This is a genomic window from Stenotrophomonas sp. YJH_SMC_8 (assembly GCF_059371315.1).
The window spans coordinates 1-17,362 of record NZ_JCAFUL010000024.1 but is presented as its reverse complement, the minus strand read 5'-3'; the positions used below and the strand labels follow the sequence as shown (position 1 = coordinate 17,362).

19 protein-coding genes are annotated in these 17,362 nt (G+C 62.8%); 14 read left to right on the top strand and 5 right to left on the bottom strand.

Annotated elements, in window-relative coordinates:
• Positions 1-41 precede the first annotated feature (41 nt).
• From AC5P88_RS19455 to AC5P88_RS19440, 4 genes are all read right to left on the bottom strand, one after another.
• Entirely contained in the window at positions 42-287 is a 246-nt protein-coding gene (locus tag AC5P88_RS19455; RefSeq protein ID WP_495225813.1) for a hypothetical protein, read from the bottom strand.
• 122 nt (positions 288-409) lie between these two features.
• Positions 410-676 carry a hypothetical protein gene (locus AC5P88_RS19450; protein ID WP_106549086.1) on the bottom strand — a complete coding sequence of 89 codons (267 nt, stop codon included), beginning with the start codon at positions 674-676 and terminating at the stop codon, positions 410-412.
• A gap of 103 nt (positions 677-779) precedes the next feature.
• The gene (locus AC5P88_RS19445; protein ID WP_495225812.1) at positions 780-1,256 is read right to left on the bottom strand and encodes a hypothetical protein; all 477 of its coding nucleotides are present in this window, start codon (positions 1,254-1,256) and stop codon (positions 780-782) included.
• Between the two features lie 92 nt (positions 1,257-1,348).
• A complete protein-coding gene (locus AC5P88_RS19440; protein WP_495225811.1) occupies positions 1,349-2,587 on the bottom strand; it encodes an NADH:flavin oxidoreductase/NADH oxidase family protein in 1,239 nt (412 codons plus the stop codon).
• Positions 2,588-2,676: 89 nt separating this feature from the next.
• Between AC5P88_RS19440 and AC5P88_RS19435 the strand changes: the two genes are divergently transcribed.
• Entirely contained in the window at positions 2,677-3,156 is a 480-nt protein-coding gene (locus AC5P88_RS19435; RefSeq protein WP_495225810.1) for a MerR family transcriptional regulator, read from the top strand.
• A gap of 16 nt (positions 3,157-3,172) precedes the next feature.
• On the opposite strand, the gene AC5P88_RS19430 is transcribed toward AC5P88_RS19435, so the two are convergent.
• On the bottom strand, positions 3,173-4,381 hold the full coding sequence (locus tag AC5P88_RS19430) for an MFS transporter (RefSeq protein WP_106549090.1): 1,209 nt from the start codon (positions 4,379-4,381) through the stop codon (positions 3,173-3,175).
• A gap of 238 nt (positions 4,382-4,619) precedes the next feature.
• On the opposite strand from AC5P88_RS19430, the gene AC5P88_RS19425 reads away from it, so the two are divergent.
• From AC5P88_RS19425 to AC5P88_RS19365, 13 genes are all read left to right on the top strand, one after another.
• Positions 4,620-4,877 carry a hypothetical protein gene (locus AC5P88_RS19425; protein WP_099550990.1) on the top strand — a complete coding sequence of 86 codons (258 nt, stop codon included), beginning with the start codon at positions 4,620-4,622 and terminating at the stop codon, positions 4,875-4,877.
• Between the two features lie 36 nt (positions 4,878-4,913).
• Positions 4,914-6,593 (top strand): type IV secretory system conjugative DNA transfer family protein, encoded by a 1,680-nt coding sequence (locus AC5P88_RS19420; protein ID WP_495225809.1) that lies wholly within the window; start codon positions 4,914-4,916, stop codon positions 6,591-6,593.
• Between the two features lie 427 nt (positions 6,594-7,020).
• The gene (locus AC5P88_RS19415; RefSeq protein WP_010484845.1) at positions 7,021-7,467 is read left to right on the top strand and encodes a hypothetical protein; all 447 of its coding nucleotides are present in this window, start codon (positions 7,021-7,023) and stop codon (positions 7,465-7,467) included.
• 89 nt (positions 7,468-7,556) lie between these two features.
• Positions 7,557-8,612 (top strand): VirB8 family type IV secretion system protein, encoded by a 1,056-nt coding sequence (locus AC5P88_RS19410; RefSeq protein WP_054172019.1) that lies wholly within the window; start codon positions 7,557-7,559, stop codon positions 8,610-8,612.
• The gene (locus tag AC5P88_RS19405) at positions 8,609-9,388 is read left to right on the top strand and encodes a TrbG/VirB9 family P-type conjugative transfer protein (protein ID WP_495225808.1); all 780 of its coding nucleotides are present in this window, start codon (positions 8,609-8,611) and stop codon (positions 9,386-9,388) included. The genes AC5P88_RS19410 and AC5P88_RS19405 overlap by 4 nt, the downstream gene beginning before the upstream one ends.
• Positions 9,385-10,650, top strand: a complete 1,266-nt coding sequence (locus tag AC5P88_RS19400; RefSeq protein WP_495225807.1) for a TrbI/VirB10 family protein — start codon at positions 9,385-9,387, stop codon at positions 10,648-10,650. The genes AC5P88_RS19405 and AC5P88_RS19400 overlap by 4 nt, the downstream gene beginning before the upstream one ends.
• A gap of 14 nt (positions 10,651-10,664) precedes the next feature.
• Positions 10,665-11,708: a P-type DNA transfer ATPase VirB11 gene (gene virB11 / locus AC5P88_RS19395; RefSeq protein ID WP_049398229.1), complete on the top strand. Its 1,044-nt coding sequence runs from the start codon at positions 10,665-10,667 to the stop codon at positions 11,706-11,708.
• Positions 11,709-11,711: 3 nt separating this feature from the next.
• A complete protein-coding gene (locus AC5P88_RS19390; protein ID WP_495225806.1) occupies positions 11,712-12,671 on the top strand; it encodes a lytic transglycosylase domain-containing protein in 960 nt (319 codons plus the stop codon).
• Between the two features lie 73 nt (positions 12,672-12,744).
• On the top strand, positions 12,745-13,155 hold the full coding sequence (locus tag AC5P88_RS19385) for a TrbC/VirB2 family protein (protein ID WP_049436633.1): 411 nt from the start codon (positions 12,745-12,747) through the stop codon (positions 13,153-13,155).
• Positions 13,148-13,456 (top strand): VirB3 family type IV secretion system protein, encoded by a 309-nt coding sequence (locus AC5P88_RS19380; protein ID WP_495225805.1) that lies wholly within the window; start codon positions 13,148-13,150, stop codon positions 13,454-13,456. Before AC5P88_RS19385 ends, AC5P88_RS19380 begins: the two co-directional genes overlap by 8 nt.
• A gap of 81 nt (positions 13,457-13,537) precedes the next feature.
• Positions 13,538-15,976: a VirB4 family type IV secretion/conjugal transfer ATPase gene (locus tag AC5P88_RS19375; protein WP_257471430.1), complete on the top strand. Its 2,439-nt coding sequence runs from the start codon at positions 13,538-13,540 to the stop codon at positions 15,974-15,976.
• A 59-nt stretch (positions 15,977-16,035) separates the two neighbouring features.
• The gene (locus AC5P88_RS19370) at positions 16,036-16,833 is read left to right on the top strand and encodes a hypothetical protein (RefSeq protein WP_257471431.1); all 798 of its coding nucleotides are present in this window, start codon (positions 16,036-16,038) and stop codon (positions 16,831-16,833) included.
• A 79-nt stretch (positions 16,834-16,912) separates the two neighbouring features.
• Positions 16,913-17,362: type IV secretion system protein (locus AC5P88_RS19365; RefSeq protein ID WP_495225804.1), on the top strand; the 450-nt coding region annotated here is incomplete at its 3' end.

Genomic DNA, 17,362 nt, shown 5'->3' with positions numbered 1-17,362 from the left:
CATGCCGAAGGCGCAGCCGCCGTCGGCTGCGCCTGGCGCGGTTACAGATCCTTCTTCTTGCCGCTCAGGTCGATTGGCCTGTCACTGCCCTTGCGCTCGCTCGACCACACTTCCATGCTCTTGTTGCAACGGCTCTCGCGGGCCGCTACTTCCCGCGGCAGATCCTTCAGATGCGGCGACTCCTGGCAGGCCTGATGCATGTTGCTGTCGTCATAGGTGGCACACGCGCCGAGCGAGGCCAGGACAATGGCGGAGAGGGAGGCGCGGATCAGGGGCTGCAGGTTCATGGGGGTCTCGGGTAGCGCCGGGCTGGCCATGCGATTCAAATCCGTGACCCAGGGCACGCGCAATCCAACCCAATGCACTTGTTATGTTGTAACAAATGCGTCATGGTAGGCGATTGCCGTGCTCAGGCGATGCAGATCACCACTACCGCGCACAACGCCAGCATCAGCGCGAACACGCGCCGGCTCAGCGCAAGGCAGGCCAGATAGGCGGCCAGTGCCCAGGCACCGAGGAGCGCACAGGTCAGCAGCCACAGCCCGATCACCATCAATGATCCCGTTGCCAGTACCGACAGCGCGATCGCCTTGAACAGTGCCACACCCAGCACACTGCCAAGCACGCCTGCCTGCAGGGCAATGGCATCGTGGCGGGCAGCGGCGGGGTGATGCATGTTGGCCGGACTCGATCTGTGGAAGGGCAGCACAGGTACTGTGCCCGAGCGCATATCCACGTCATGTGTTTTTCGTGCGCGCGTGGCGCTGCGCGCGCTGGCCTCAGTCGAATTCACCCTCGGCCGATTCCAGCCGCTGCCGGTAGGCTGCTCGATGCTGGTACAACCGCTGGCATTCTGCGGATCTGTGGATGCGGCTGGCCGGTTCGTTGGCCACCGAGTCGCACATCCGCGCGATGTGGTTGTTGGCCGCCAGCTCGGTGACGAAGAACACGGCAGTGACGCCGGTGCCGAGCAGCACGACATACAGCAGGCGGCTGAGCCAGCGTGACAGCTTGCGCTCGAAGTGCTGCTGGATGGTCAGGTCGAAGCGGATGATGCTGAGCACGATCCAGATGATTGCGACGAGGAAGCAGGTCGTGGGCAGCAGACCGCGCCAGATGCCTGCTTCGTACACCGACTCGCTGTAATGGACCGCTGCGCCGGCACCGGCGATGGCGATCGCCAGTGCCCAGTTGCGGCCCAGCGAGAGCAGATCATCGAGCAGCTTTTCGCGGTTCTTGGTCGGTCCTGCTGCCACGGTGGTTCCTTCTGCCTGCTGCGACCGGCGACGGACTGCCGCCGGTCATGCAGATGGTGGAGCATCGCTGCAGTGATGAGAAGCCCGCCCGCTCAGTATCGACCTGCGCGTGCACTGATCCAGCGCCGGTAGCGGCGAGCCCGGCATTTGCCGGAGGCCTGCGCCAGCAACAGCGCCCACACCGGCGAGACACCGGGCACAGTGGGGCGGCGCTGGCTGAGCCGGCCCAATTGGTATTTCACTGCCGCCATGTGTGCGCTGGCCGCCAGCGGCTTGCTGCGCCAGTTGATGTTGCGCAACGCCGGCACCGGGTCGCGGCCCTGCTGCCAGTGCTGCGGCAGATCCGGCTCGATCGCCAGCGCGGTGGCGATGCCGATCATCGCAACGCCGCTGGCCAGCACCTGTTCTGCCACCCCGCGGCGGCGGATGCCGCCGGTGACCATCAGTGGCATCGTCGCCACCGTGGCGATCTCGCGTGCGAATTCGAGGAAGTACGCTTCGCGGGCCACGCTGCGTTCGTTGCGTGCGGCGCCGGTCATGGCCGGCATCTCATAGCTCCCGCCGGACAGTTCGACCAGATCCACGCCGAGGGGCACCAGCATCTCCACCACGGCGCGCGCGTCCTCGGGCGAGAAACCGCCGCGCTGGAAGTCGGCGGAGTTGAGCTTCACCGCCACTGCGAACGTAGGCGACACGGTGGCGCGTACACCCTGCACGATCTCCAGCAGCAGGCGCGCACGGTTGTCCAGGCTGCCGCCCCAGCGATCCTCGCGACGGTTCGACAGCGGCGACAGGAACTGGCTGAGCAGGTAGCCGTGCGCGGCATGGATTTCCACGCCGCTGAAACCGGCGCGTTCGGCCAGCTCGGCACTGCGGATGAAGCGGGCGATCACTTCTTCAATGTCGGCTTCGCTCATCGCCTTTGGCGGCGCGAACTGCTTGGACAGCGCGCCCATGTCCAGTGGCACCGCCGAAGGTGCCAGCGCCGGTTGGCCAAGCGCGGCCGGCATCTGCCGACCGGGATGGTTGATCTGCATCCACATCTGCGCCCCCCGCGAGCGTGCTGTCTCCGCCCAGGCGCTGAAGCGGTCGAGATGGCGATCATCTTCCAGCACCACGCCGCCGGGGCCGGTCATGGCGCGGCCATCAACCATCACGTTGCCGGTGATGATCAGCCCGGCGCGGCCGTCGGCCCAACGCTGGTACAGCTCGAGCAGTGCGGCGGAGGGTGCATGGTTGGCGTCGGCCATGTTTTCCTCCATCGCCGCCTTGGCGATGCGGTTGCGGATGACGGCACCGGAAGGCAGTGCCAGGGGCGAGAACAGCGACATCGGACAGCTCCAGGACAGGGGAATGGCGCTACGCTAACCTTCAAGTTTGATTGAAGGTCAATGAGTTCCAATGTCCAGGATTCAGGCAGATGAAGATCGGTGAGCTGGCCCGGCGCACGGGCCTGGCGGCGTCCCGCATCCGCTTCTACGAAGGCGCGGGGTTGCTGGTGGTACAGCGGCAACCCAATGGCTACCGGGATTACCCGGAGCAGGCGGTGCTGCTTCTGGAACTGATTGCCGGTGCGCAGCGTGCCGGTTTCAGCCTGGAGGAGATACGCGCCTTGCTGCCGCCAGACATGGGCCAGTGGCAGCACGACGCATTGATCACGATGCTGCAGCAGAAGGTGGCCGATATCGAAGCGCTGCAGCTGCGGCTGGCCGACAGCCGCGCCCACCTCCTGGCGCTGATCGAGGACATCCAGGCGCGGCCGGACGGGATTGATTGCGCGGCCAATTCGCGGCGGGTATTGGACCGTGTGAAACGTGGCGAGCTGGCGCGTCCGACACTTGCGGCCGGCGACGTAGCGATGCTGCGGTCGGGGCGCCGCCGCCGCATGGGCAGCGGCTGACGACCCGGCGCCGTGTTCAGTGGCTGCCGGCGGTGGCCTTGCGCTTCCTGTCCAGCATCACCGCCACGCACCACAGCAGCAGGCCGCCGATGGCGGTGGCGGCACCGACATAGCCGGTGCTGGCCGGGCTGAAGCCAGCACTGATTGCCATGCCGCCCAGCCACGGGCCGAGCGCATTGGCGGTATTGAAGGCGGCATGGTTGGAGGCGGCGGCCAGGGTCTGCGCTTCGCCGGCCACGTCCATCAGGCGCGTCTGCAGTACCGCCGCCAGTGCGCCCATGGTGCCGACGGTGATGATCATCGGGCCGATCGTCCACACCGACTGCGCGGCCAGCGGGTACAGCAGCAGCATCACGATGGACCACAGCAGCACCACGGCGGCGGCCTTGAAGTGGAACTTGTCGACCAGCCATCCACCGGCGATGTTGCCGATGATCGCGCCGATGCCGAACACGCCCACCGCCAGTGGCATCCAGGATTCGGCTACACCGGTGACCTGCACCAGGGTGGGTGCCAGGTAGGTGAACACGCAGAACATGCCGGCGAAACCGACCGCGCCGATGGCCAGCGCCAGCCACACCTGCGTGGTATTGAAGGCGCGCAGTTCGCGCATCGGCGAGGTGCGAACTTCATCCGGATCCGGCAGCAGGAAGCGCGCGATCATCGCCACGGTGGCGACGGCCAGCACGCTGACCAGAGCGAAGGCGGTGCGCCAGCTCAGCTGCTGGCCCAGCCAGGTGGTCAGCGGATTGCCGACCAGGATCGCGATCGACAGGCCCAGCAGCACGCGCGACATCGCCTGGCCACGCTGGCCGGCGGGGCTGATCGCCGCGGCCACCAGCATCGCCACGCCGAAGTAGGCGCCGTGCGGCAGGCCGGCGACGAAACGGGCCACCAGCATCGTGCCGTAGTTCGGCGCCAGCGCACTGGCGAGGTTGCCGATGGCATAGAAGCCCATCAGCGCCAGCAGCAGCTTGCGGCGCGGGAAGCTGGCGCCGACGAAGGCGAGGATCGGCGCACCGACGACCACGCCGATGGCATAGGCGCTGATGAGGTGGCCGACCTGGGTTTCGGAGATCGACAGGCCACGGCTGATCTCCAGCATCAGGCCCATGCTGGCGAATTCGCTGGTGCCGATGGCAAAGCCGCCCAGTGACAGGGCGAGGATGATCAGGGTGCGCTGACGGGGCGTCAGCCGCGCAGCCAGGGAAGAGTTGGGGCTCATGCGGAGGGCGCGAAGGGGCAGGGGAGCCGGACATTGTACTGCTGCACCGCAGCAGGGGCAGCCATGCCAGGGGGCAAATCAGCGTTTGATCGATGGGATTGTGGCCAGCCGATCGTGGGCTCGGCGCTGCAGGAGGCGTGGCGCCCTGAGTCTGGCGTCCTGCATGTGACGACGACATGCCCAGCGGCATGATGGTGCACGCAGGGGATCGTGGAGCGCTTGGACAAGGAGGAAATCGATGCAGGAATTCAGGCATGTGCTGGAGACGCGTGGCCGCTATCAGCTGGTAGCGGTGTCCTACGAGCCGGTGTACGCTCCGGGCGATGTGGTCGGCCATGCGGTCGTCGCCGACGATGGGGATCGTCTGACCGACCTTGTATCACTGGCCGAAGCGCGCCAGCTGCTGTTGCAGCGGGTGCGTGAAGAGGGCGAGGAGCCCGGGCTGGAGAACGAAAACCACCTGCGGAAGAAGGCGTCGCGCTGGCGCCGCCGCTAGGCCGTCGCGCCCTCGTGCGCATCATGGAGGATCCGGGTGTTGCCCAGTAAGAAGTATTCGCTCATCGCCATCATCACGCTGGCGACCCTGCTGCTTGGTTTCGTGTTTTCCGGCTACCTGACCCTGCTGTTCCTCGGGTTGGACACCAAGCTGTTCACCTGGAACACGTACTACCAGTACTACCACGCCATTGACCAGCCGCAGGTTGCCCCGTTCGTGGGCAAGATCAAGTGGGCCGGCTACGTGGGCTTCGGCCTGCCGCTGCTGGTCCTGCTGGTGACCGGCCTGGTGCTGCTGTTGAAGAAGGACAAGCGCTCGTTGCACGGCGACGCGCGCTTTGCCACCGGCGCCGACCTGTCCAAGCACGGCATGTTCAAGAAGACCGGCCAGAGCATCGTGGTCGGCAGCCACGGCGGCAAGCTGGTCCGGCTGGACGGCCAGCAGTTCGTGATCCTGGCCGCGCCCACCCGCTCGGGCAAGGGCGTCGGCGTGGTCATCCCGAACCTGCTCGAGTACGGCGAATCACTGGTGGTGCTGGACATCAAGCAGGAGAACTTCGACCTGACCAGCGGCTGGCGCGCCAGCCAGGGCCAGGAGATCTACCTGTTCAATCCCTTCGCCGAGGATCGGCGCACGCATCGCTGGAACCCGCTCAGCTATGTCTCGGATGACCCGGCGTTCCGGGTGTCGGACCTGATGAGCATTGCGGCGATGCTGTATCCCGACGGCGCCGAGGACCAGAAGTTCTGGGTCAGCCAGGCGCGCAACGCGTTCATGGCCTTCACCCTGTATCTGTTCGAGAACTGGGACGACGAGCGCAGCAGCGGCTTCCCGGGCGGCTCGGGCACGCCGACGCTGGGTTCTGTCTACCGGTTGTCATCCGGCGACGGCACCGATCTGAAGAAGTACCTCAAGGCCTTGTCGGAGCGTTCGTTCCTCAGCGCCAACGCGCGCTCGGCGTTCGCCAACATGCTGTCCCAGGCCGACGAGACCTTCGCCTCGATCCTGGGCACCTTCAAGGAACCGCTCAATCCCTGGATCAACCCGGTGCTGGACAAGGCCACCAGCAGCAACGACTTCCTGCTGACCGACGTCCGCAAGAAGAAGATGACCATCTACATCGGCATCCAGCCGAACAAGCTGGCCGAGAGCCGCCTGATCATCAACCTGTTCTTCAGCCAGCTGATCAACCTCAACACCAAGGAACTGCCCAAGTCCAACCCGGACCTGAAGTACCAGTGCCTGCTGCTGATGGACGAGTTCACCTCGATCGGCAAGGTCGAGATCATCGCCTCGGCGGTGTCCTACATGGCCGGCTACAACATCCGCCTGCTGCCGATCATCCAGAGCATGTCCCAGCTTGATGCCACCTATGGCCGGGAAGTCTCGCGCACGATCATCACCAACCACGCGCTGCAGATCCTGTACGCGCCGCGCGAGCAGCAGGACGCCAACGACTATTCGGACATGCTGGGCTACACCACCATCCGCAAGAAGAACGTCACCCACGCCCGCGAGAAGACCCACAGCTTCACCGAAGAACGGCGTGCACTGATGCTGCCGCAGGAGCTGAAGGCGATGGGGCCGGACAAGGAAGTGCTCCTCTACGAGGGCATACCGCATCCGGTGAAATGCGACAAGATCCGCTACTACAAGGACCGCTACTTCACCTCGAGGCTGCTGCCGAAGGTCGACGTTCCGATGCTTAACGTCTAATTCACGTCGCTAAATTTGTGACGTGTATTCACATTCACTGACATGAAATCGTGACCTGAGTCAAAAATTCGGCATCTGTTCATAGATTTTCAGACTTGTCTGACATGGAATTGACGCGTGGTTGTGTAACTCTGTGTTCGTCATCCAGAAGTGTGTGCTGGATGGCAAAAGTTGTAACGCAGGGTGGCCAGGAGTTTGTGCCATGGAAACAAGGATGGTTTCGACGTTGGTGAGGGTGTGCGGGTGTGTCGTCGGCAACGTCTGGCGGCCCCGCGATCTGGTTGGCAGCTTTCGGGCTGCAGGGGAGCCGGGGCAGGTGTGCTGCATGCCAGCGCGTCTCCCCGATTCCGGCGTGCGCCATGCAGCGCCGGACGACCAGGGAACCAACGCTCGGGACTGCTTTTTCGTACGTCAAAGTGAAGCCCGTATGAATCAGGCGTTTATCGCGAAAATCTCCATCGCCGCAGTCGCGGCGCTGATGGTGGCAGGGTGTGCCACCAAGTCCGCCCCCGATTTCGGTGGGCGCTGGAAGCCGGTCAATCGCTTTGCCGTGGCGACGACCGAGATCCCGCTGTACTCCAGCTACGTCTACCAGGCCTCGCCGATGGATGGCACGCTCAAAGCCATGCTCGAGCGCTGGGCCAAGGATTCCGGACGAACACTGGACTACCGCCTCAACTCGGACTTCACGCTGTATGGCGCGGTCTCGAAGATCGACACCACCAATGCACAGCAGGCTGTGATCGATCTGACTTCGGCGTATTCGGCGCAAGGCATCTCCGTCTCCATTGTTGGCAACCAGATCGTTGTGCAGAGCGCTGGCTCGACGCCCACCGCGTCGGCGCAGGGCGCTGATTCCAACAGCGGCACCTGAGTCCACCTCGAAACCATCGAACGTGCTGCTCCCCGCGCCTGTCGCAGGGGCTCCATGCCCATTGATGTTTCAGCAGTACGGAAGAATCCATGTTCCGCAAGAAGGATCCCGGCAACAGTCCCAAGGTCGAGCAGTCGGTCGCCAAGGCGGTCAGCTACGAGATCACCGTGGCCGACATGGCGCGTCGCAGCGAGCGGCGCGCGTGGTGGGTCGCCACGGGCTCGTTGCTGATGTCGCTCGCACTGGCGGGCGGCTACTACTACATGCTGCCGCTGAAGGAGAAGGTGCCGTTCCTGGTGATGGCCGACGCCTACACGGGTACCGCGACCGTCGCGCGCCTGAGTGGCACCTTCCAGGGTGAGACGATCACCAGCAACGAAGCGATCAATCGCAGCAATGTCGCCCAGTACGTGCTGGCACGTGAATCGTACGACTCGGCGGTGATGGGCCTGCGCGACTGGGAACTGGTGTTCGTGATGTCCACCGATCCGGTGGCGCAGTCCATGCGCGTGCGTTATGCCGGCAACAACCCGCAGAACCCGTTCGTGATGTATGGCCGCGAGCGCGCCATCCGGGTCAAGATCCTCAGCATCACGCCGCTGGGCGCCGAACCGAACGGCAGCTTCCGCGGTGCGTCGGTGCGCATCCAGCGCAGCCTGTTGGACAAGCGCACTGGCGTTGCCACCTACCTGGACAATCAGCTGGTGACGATGCGTTTCGGCTACAACCAGAACCTCGCGCTGTCCGAGCAGGATCGTATCCTCAATCCGCTGGCCTTCCAGGTCACCGAGTATCGCGTCGACAACGACTATTCCCGTGGCGTCCCGGTGCCGGATGACGGCGCCATGCAGGCGCAGGCGCAGCAGGCTGCACAGGCCGCGCAGCAGGCACAGGGCGTCTACGATCCGAACAATCCGGCTGCGGCCACGATGATCGATCCTGCCACCGGCCAACCGGTCGCCGCTCCGGTCAACGGCCAGGTGCCGGGTCAGGCGATGCCGGGCCAGCCCGTACAGGGTCAACCCATGCCGGGTCAGCCGGTGCAGGGGCAAGTAACGCCGGGGCACGCCATGCCCGGACAGCCGGCCATGAGGCCGGCGCAGAACAATTCCACCGGAACTGCTGATGGAGCAAGCAACCGATGAGTAGTCGAAATGTCAGGGGAAGCGCGCTGGCGCTGCTGTCGATGTTGTCGCTGTTGTTTTCAGCAGCGGCGATGGCGCAGGCGGTGGACCACTACGAGTACGAGAAGGACCGCATCTATCCGGTTCGCACCGGCCTGGGCCTGACCACCCAGATCGAGTTGAGCCCGAACGAGAAGATCCTCGACTACAGCACCGGCTTCAGCAGCGGCTGGGAGCTGACCCGCCGCGAGAACGTGTTCTACCTCAAGCCGAAGAACGTCGACGTGGACACCAACATGATGGTGCGCACCGAGACCCACTCCTACATCTTCGAGCTGAAGGTGGTAGCCACTGACTGGCGCCAGTTGGAACAGGCGCGTCGTGCAGGCGTGCAGTACAAGATCGCCTTCGTCTATCCGAACGACACCGTGTTCGGCGTCGCCCAGGAAGCGGTCGAAGAAGAGGCCAAGCCGTTGTTGAGCTCTGAACTGGCCAAGGACCGCCAGTACAACTTCAACTACTCCTATTCGACCAGCAAGGCGAAGAAGATGGGGTGGCTGATCCCGGTCAACGCCTATGACGATGGTCGTTTCACCTACCTGAAACTGCCGAATTCGCCGGAGTACAAGACCGGCATCTTCCCGGCCGTGTTCGGCCGGGAAACGGAATACGGTGAAGACTTCGTAGTCAACACCACGGTTGAAGGCAATACGCTGATCGTGCACGGGACCTACCCGTACCTGGTCATCCGCCACGGCGACTTCGTCGTCGGCCTGCGAAGGAACGTGAAGAAATGAGCCAGCAGAACACTCCCGGAAACGACCCGAACAACGGACGCGACGAGAGCCAGAGCCCGTACGGCGCACAGGGTGCCCCGGACGCGCCGTCGAATCCCTACTTCGGCACGGCCCAGGCCGAGCCGGCGCCGGATCTGGACGCGGCCGCGCCGCAGCTGCGCTCGGCCGAAGAGCAGCGGTTGAATCGCAAGGCCCTGCTGTTCCTTGGCGGCATCGTGGTGCTGCTGGTGGCCATGGGTTTGTTGCTGTTCCGCAAGGGCCACGACAAGGACGATGCGCCGAAGGTGCCGGATGTCGCGCGCGCGAGCACGCCAACGCTGCCGGATGCTGTCCAGACCGATCCGGGTCCGGCCCAGGCGATGCAGCCGGTTGACCCGATTCCGATGTTGCCGCCGCCTCCATTGGGGCCGAGTCGTCCGGAGCCGCCAGTGACGTTGGAAGATCGCTCCGCAGGCCCTCGTGGTCCTACGCTTGCCGAACGTCGGATGGGCGCCAGTGCGGACGGTTTCGTTGGCAACGGCGGTTCACAGGATGAGGAGCGCTCGCAGCAGGCGGGCATGGACGAATACACGCGGGCAATGCTGCAGCAGATGAATGGGCAGCAGAATGCAGCGCCCGCGCGCGTGCGCCGTGGCCCCGACGTGGATGACGTGTCCAATGCCAGCTACATCCGCAGCCCCGATGCGCTGCTGGTGCGTGGCACCTATCTGCGCTGCGTGCTGGAAACCCGCATCATCACCGACATCGCGGGCTACACCTCGTGCCTGGTGACAGAGCCGGTGTACTCGATCAACGGCCGTAATCTGCTGCTGCCGAAGGGCTCCAAGATCTATGGTGCCTATGGCGGTGGTCCCACCGGCAAGCGGGTGGAAGTGATCTGGGACCGCATCACCACTCCGAATGGCATCGACGTGGCGATGTCCAGCCCGGGCGTTGATCAGCTGGGTGGCGCAGGCCATCCGGGCCAGTACAGCGCCCACTGGGGCAGCCGTATCGCCTCGGCGCTGATGATCAGCCTGTTGGCCGACGCGTTCAAGTACGCCGCCGCCGAACATGGCCCGGAAACCACCACGGTGGCCAACAACGGCATGACCATCCAGTCGCCTTATGAGAGCGCCACGGCGCGCACCATGGAGCGCCTGGCCAACGAGTCGCTCAGCCAGCGTCGCCCGCCGACCGTGACCATCAACCAAGGCACCATCGTGAATGTGTACGTCGCCAAGGACGTCGACTTCACGAGCGTGCTGCATCCCCGCCGGTAACCCAACGAACGATCATGGACGCTGAAGTGTCACCCCTCGCCCTCGTCTCCAGCGATTTCCTGCGCTATCAGTACGAAGTGCTAGGCATTGCCGAGTACATGACCTCGCCGGAGGTGACGGAAATCTGCATCAACCGTCCCGGTGAGCTGTACCTGGAAACCCGGGCGGGGTGGCAGCGGGTGGATGTGCCGGGCCTGACCTTCGAGCGGGCCCGGCAGTTCTGCACGGCGGTGGTGAACGAGAGCAACACCGGCCAGCGCATCACCGATGCAGATCCGGTGGTATCGCTCACGTTCCCCACCGGTCAGCGTGCGCAGTTCGTAATTCCGCCGGCGTGTGACGCCGGGAAGGTGTCAATCACCATCCGCTTGCCTTCCAAGCACACCAAGTCGCTCAGCCAGTATCACGAAGATGGGTTCTTCAACCAGATCCTGGAAAGCGATGGCAGCATCAGCGAGCAGGATCGCGAGCTGCTGGAACTGCGCCAGCAGCGCGAGTACGCCGAGTTCTTCCGGCGAGCGGTGATGTACCGCAAGAACATCGTGGTATCCGGTGCGACCGGTAGCGGCAAGACCACCTTCATGAAAGCGCTGGTCAATCATATCCCGGACAACGAACGCTTGGTCACGATCGAGGACGCGCGCGAGCTGTTTCTGACCCAACCCAATGTGGTGCACCTGCTGTACTCCAAGGGTGGGCAGAGCACCAGCAACGTCAGCGCCAAGAGCTGCATGGAAGCCTGCCTGCGCATGAAGCCCGAACGCATCATCCTTGCCGAGCTGCGCGGTGACGAGGCGTTCTACTTCATCCGCAACTGCGCATCGGGCCACCCGGGTTCGATCACCAGTTGCCATGCGGGCAGTCCGGAGCAGACCTGGGACCAGTTGGCCCTCATGGTGAAGGCCTCCACCGAAGGTTCGGGCCTGGAATTCAACGTGATCAAGCGACTGTTGATGATGACCATCGACATCGTTGTGCATATCAAGGCGCACGCCGGTTCGCGCTACATCACCGGTATCGATTTCAATCCTGGGCGCGCCCAGGGGCAGGAGGGCTGAAGGATGCTGCCAGGACTGGAGATGATGGCGTGCCCGGAGATGGCGGTGTCGATGGACGTGATGCAGCACGTCATCAACGTTGAATCGTCACGCAACCCTTATGCCATCGGCGTAGTCGGTGGCGCTCTAGTGCGCCAGCCCAAGGCGTTGGATGAAGCGCTGGCGACGGTTCGGATGCTGGAAGAGAAGGGCTACAACTTCTCCATCGGGTTGGCCCAGGTCAATCGCTACAACCTGGGCAAGTACGGGCTGGATTCCTACGAGAAGGCCTTCCAGCAGTGCCCGAACCTGCAGGCGGGTTCGCGCATCCTCGCCGAGTGCTACAAGCGCTCCGGTGGTGACTGGGGCAAGTCGTTCAGCTGCTACTACTCGGGAAATTTCGAGACCGGCTTCCGCCATGGTTATGTGCAGAAGGTCTACGACTCGATGCGCCGCGGGCAGCAGCTTGCCAGCAATGGCGTTGCGCCAATCGACGTGGTGAGCCGCGGCGAACGCCGCAGCGTAAAGGTCGAGCATCATCCGCAGCTGGCCTCTCCGGCGCAGGCGCGCATCGTTGCCCAGTCGAATGGACCGGTGTACGTGCCGTCGGAAGACCCGGCACGCGCGTATGTCGTGTATCCGTCCACCGGTGCAATGGCGCGGGGAAGCCTGTTGAATATCGCTGACCAGGCGCTGTCCAAAGTGGTACTGGGTTCCGTTGACCGGATGATGCAGCCTGCCCAACCGCAGCAGCAGGCCGCTGCCATACCGCAGCAGTTTCCACCTCCGGGCGCAGCGCAGGGGATGTCCATGCCGCAGCAGTTGCCGGGTACCGCCGCCGCCAGCAATGAGGGGCCGGTGATGTTGCGGCCCTGGAGTGAGCGGAATCTGCCGGTGGCAGGCAATGGCAATTCATACAACGCGCCGGCACAGTCCGCACCGGTGCAGCAGATTCCCGCAGGGGATGCGGCCTTCGTGTTCTGACGAAGTCGTGGTACGGCCAGTCCCCCGGCTGGCCGATTCAGTTGTGTTAGTCCATCAACAAGGAAATCAATCCATGAAGCGATCCAATCTCGACCTCGTCCAGGCCCAGCGCACGCTGAAGACCCTGCTGATGGCCACCCTCTTCGTTGGCGCACTGTTTGCCCCGCAGGTCTTCGCCAACGGAGCCACCGACTTCGGCGGCACCGACAAGAAGGTCTGCGGCTTCTTCAACAACATCAACGGCCTGCTGAACATCGCGTCGATCGCCGTGGTCACCATCGCGGTGATCTTCGCCGGCTATCAGATTGCATTCGCACACAAGCGCATCGCTGACGTCGCCCCGATCCTGATCGGTGGCGTGCTGATCGGCGCCGCTGGCCAGATCGCGCGCATGCTGCTGGGTGATGGCAGCGACGGCAAGTGCGGTGGTGGCACCAGCACCTCCTACCTGATCAACCACGTGATCCAGTACTACAGTGCATAAGAACGTCTTGTTCCGCGGCTGCACGCGCCCAGCGATGTTCCTGGGCGTCCCCTACCTGCCATTTTTCATGGTGGCAGGTGGGTTGTTGCTGCTCAGCATGTACACGAACTTCTGGTTCCTGCTCACCATTCCGGTGGCGGTCTTCATCATGCGGCACATGGCCAAGCGTGACGAAATGATCTTCCGGCTACTGGGCCTGCGCCTGATGTTCAAGCTGAAGGTGCGCAACGTGCAGGAACACGATGGCATGTGGGTGTTCAACCCCAACCATTACCGCGACAAGCCGGCCCGAATGGATTGAGGTCCGGATCCGGCCTGGCGGGCGTCCGCGCCCGCCAGGCCTCTTGAAACTCCTTGGCAGTACCTCTTTGGAAGCAGTCGTATGTTCAGCCCTGACACCTCCATCAGTGAGTTCATTCCGTTGTCGTCGCATGTTGCCCCGAACGTGGTCAAGACCACGGGCGGCGACTACCTGCTGACCTGGCATCTGGAAGGGCTGCCGTTCGTCGGCCGTGAGGAGTGGGAGCTCGAGCATCGCCACAACACGTTCAACCGCCTGCTGCAGACCCTGCGCGCCCCTGACTTCGTCAACGTCGCCTTCTGGGTGCATGACATCCGTCGCCGCCGCACGCTGAAGGGCAAGAGCAGCTACAAGCAGCGCTTCAACCAGGATGTGTCCGACCAGTACATGGGCATGCTGTCCTCGCAGCGCATCATGCAGAATGAGCTGTACCTGACCATGATCTACCGCCCGGTGGTGACGGGTAAGCGCTTCGTCGAAAAATCGGCGAACGTGGACAAGTTGCGCGCCGAGCAGGAGCAGGCGATCGAGAAGCTGATGGAGCTGGCCGGCAACGTCGAGGCCGTGATCCGCGATTACGCGCCGTATCGCCTGGGCATGTACGAAGCCAAGAATGGCGTGGTGTTCTCTGAGACGCTGGAGCTGTTCGGCTACCTGATCAATCGCATCGACGAGCCGGTGCCGGTGCTGTCGGCACCGATCAAGGATTACCTGCCTGTCAGCCGCCACATGTTCTCGGCCAAGACCGGTGACTTCGCAATCAACACCCCGAATGGTGCCAATCATTTCGGCGCCATCCTGAATATCAAGGAGTATGCCGAGGGAACCTACCCGGGCATCCTCAACGGCCTGAAGTATCTGGATTACGAGTACGTCATCACCCATTCGTTCAGCCCGATGGGGCGCCAGGATGCACTGAAGGTGCTCGATCGCACCAAGGGCATGATGATCTCGTCCGGCGACAAGGCGGTCAGCCAGATCGTCGAGCTCGATCAGGCCATGGATCAGCTGTCGTCGGGTAACTTCGTACTGGGTGAATACCACTTCATCATGGCGGTCTACGGCGACACCCAGGCCAAGCTCTCGCAGAACGTCGCCTCGACCCGCGCCGAGCTCTCCAATGCCGGTTTCGTGTCGACCAAGGAAGACCTGGCGGTTACGTCGTCCTTCTACTCCCAGCTGCCGGGTAACTGGCGCTACCGCACCCGATTGGCCAATGTCAGCTCGCTGAATTTCCTGGGCCTGTCGCCGCTGCACAACTTCGCCACCGGCAAGCAGCACAACAACCCGTGGGGCGACTGCGTGACCACGCTGCAGACCACCAACGGCCAGCCGTACTACTTCAATTTCCACGCGACCCACCCGTCGGAGAACTCGCTGGGTGAGAAGGCGATCGCCAACACCATGGTGATCGGCAAGTCCGGTACCGGTAAGACCGCGCTGATCAACTTCCTGCTCAGCCAGGTGCAGAAGTACGAGCCGTCGCCGACCATCTTCTTCTTCGACAAGGACCGCGGCGCGGAGATCTTCGTGCGTGCCTGCGGTGGCAACTACCTGGCCCTGGAGAACGGCGCGCCAACCGGCTTCAACCCGTTCCAGTGCGAGAACAACGAAGCCAATGTGCAGTTCCTTGCCGACCTGATCAAGGTGCTGGCCGGCAAGCGTGAATACAGCGCCCGCGAAGAAGAGGATATCTACCGCGCTGTGGAGAGCATGCTCGATACGCCGATGCACCTGCGCAGCATGACCAACTTCCAGAAGAGCCTGCCCAACATGGGCGACGATGGCCTTTATGCGCGCATGCGCCGTTGGACATCGGGCAATTCGCTGGGCTGGGTGTTCGACAATCCCGTGGATACCGTTGACCTGAGCAAGGCCAACATCATCGGCTTCGACTACACCGACATCATCGACAATCCTGAAGTGCGCGTGCCGGTGATCAATTACCTGCTGCACCGCCTGGAGTCGCTGATCGACGGTCGTCCGCTGATCTACGTCATGGACGAGTTCTGGAAGATCCTGGACGGCGAGGGTGGCCTGAAGGAATTCGCGAAGAACAAGCAGAAGACCATCCGTAAGCAGAATGGTCTCGGCATCTTCGCTACGCAGAGCCCGGAAGATGCGCTGAAGAGCGATATCTCCGCCGCCCTGATCGAACAGACCGCAACGCTCATCCTGCTGCCGAACCCGAATGCCAGCAAGAGCGACTACATGGATGGCCTGAAATTGACCGAGGCCGAGTTCAGGGTGGTGACCGCCCTGGACGAGCGCTCGCGCTGCTTCCTGGTCAAGCAGGGCCATGCGTCCAGCGTCTGCCAGCTCAACCTGCGTGGCATGGACGACATCCTGTCGGTGATCTCGGCCTCAACCGACAACATTGATGTCATGCATCGGGTGTTGCAGACGGCAGCGGTACGCAATCGCGTCACTGTCGACGAGCTCAGCCCGGAGCAGTGGCTGGAAGATTTCTACAAGAACCGGAAGGGATCGGGCAAGGAATCCCGTTCCGACGCGGCCTGATGGCCGTGAGAGCAGGAGACAGGCAAGTGGACGTCAATCAGAACAACAGGAGTTTTCCCATGAACAACGTCAAGCGTCGGGCCAGCGCCCGCAAGGTACTCAAGCCGATGGCCAAGGTGCTGGGCGTTGCCTTGGCCCTTGCAGCGACCAATGCAGGGGCATTTGGCCCGGTGCAGGAAACCGGTCCCGCACTGTTCCAGCATATCCTCAATCAGATCAATACGTACCAGGCTCGTTTCCAGGAGAAGTACCAGTTCGTCAAGGAGAACACCCAGTGGGCGAGAGACTGGGCACAGACGATCAAGGAGTATCAGGAGACCATTGTTCAGATCCAGGGTATCGTGAACTCCTTCGGCTTGCCGGATTCCGCTCCGCTTACGCCGGTTGCTCCCAATTATCTGGTTGCCGAAACCTGCGGAATCGGCACCGACTTGAAGAGTCTCGCGACCCGGGTCGTTTTCAATTCCAAGGGCGATTGGAAAGATCAGCAGCAACAGATCTGCGTGAACATCCGGATGATGCAGAACCGCAAGTACAACGATGCGGTGGATTTCATGCTCAAGACGATGCCGTCGTTCTTCGATAGCCTTGAGGCCATCGAGAAGCAGCGCAATCTCAGCAATCTGCTGGGCAACATGAACGCAACGCAGAATGATACGTTGCGCACTGCCAACGACATGGCAGCCAAGGCCAAGTCATTCGAGGCGCAGCAGAAGGCTTACGACGCCTACATCGAGGTGATGGAGGCCAATCAGAAAGTTGTTGCGCAGGCGGCGCTGAAGGGCGATCCGATGAAGACCATTGCCAGTGATCTGGTCAAGACAGCTGCGTTGAAGGCGGCCCTGTCCGTCGACTGATGCATGGAATGGAACACCGAGGGTGCACGCGTTGGTGCTGCTCCTCATGTGATTGCAGTATTACCAAGGGAATGCGGGTATGACGATCAGGTCGATTGCCAACTTTGATTTTTCGGGCGGATTCCAGGATCTGATGGGGCACGTTGCGCGTGTCCAGTCGATCGGTGATTTCGTGTTCTTCAAGCTCATCCTCGACTATCTGCGGGAGAGGATCGGCAAGTTCGGCTTCGACCTGATGGACAACATGATGGCGTGGGTGGGCGGCATCGCGCTGACCCTCATGACCTTGTGGGTGCTGATCCAAGGCTATCGGATCGTTACAGGACGCAGTCGCGACTCGATGATGGTCCTCGTGACCAATATGGCGCGCGCCGCGTTGATTGTGGCCGTTGCCACCAGCATGGGCATGTTCGGGCGCGATCTTCATGAGTTCCTGACCGAGGACGTGAAGGGCCTGATCACCCACGTCGTCACTGGCAAGGATCAGAAGCCGGAAGAGCAGATCGACAAGAGCCTGGCTTGGATGCAG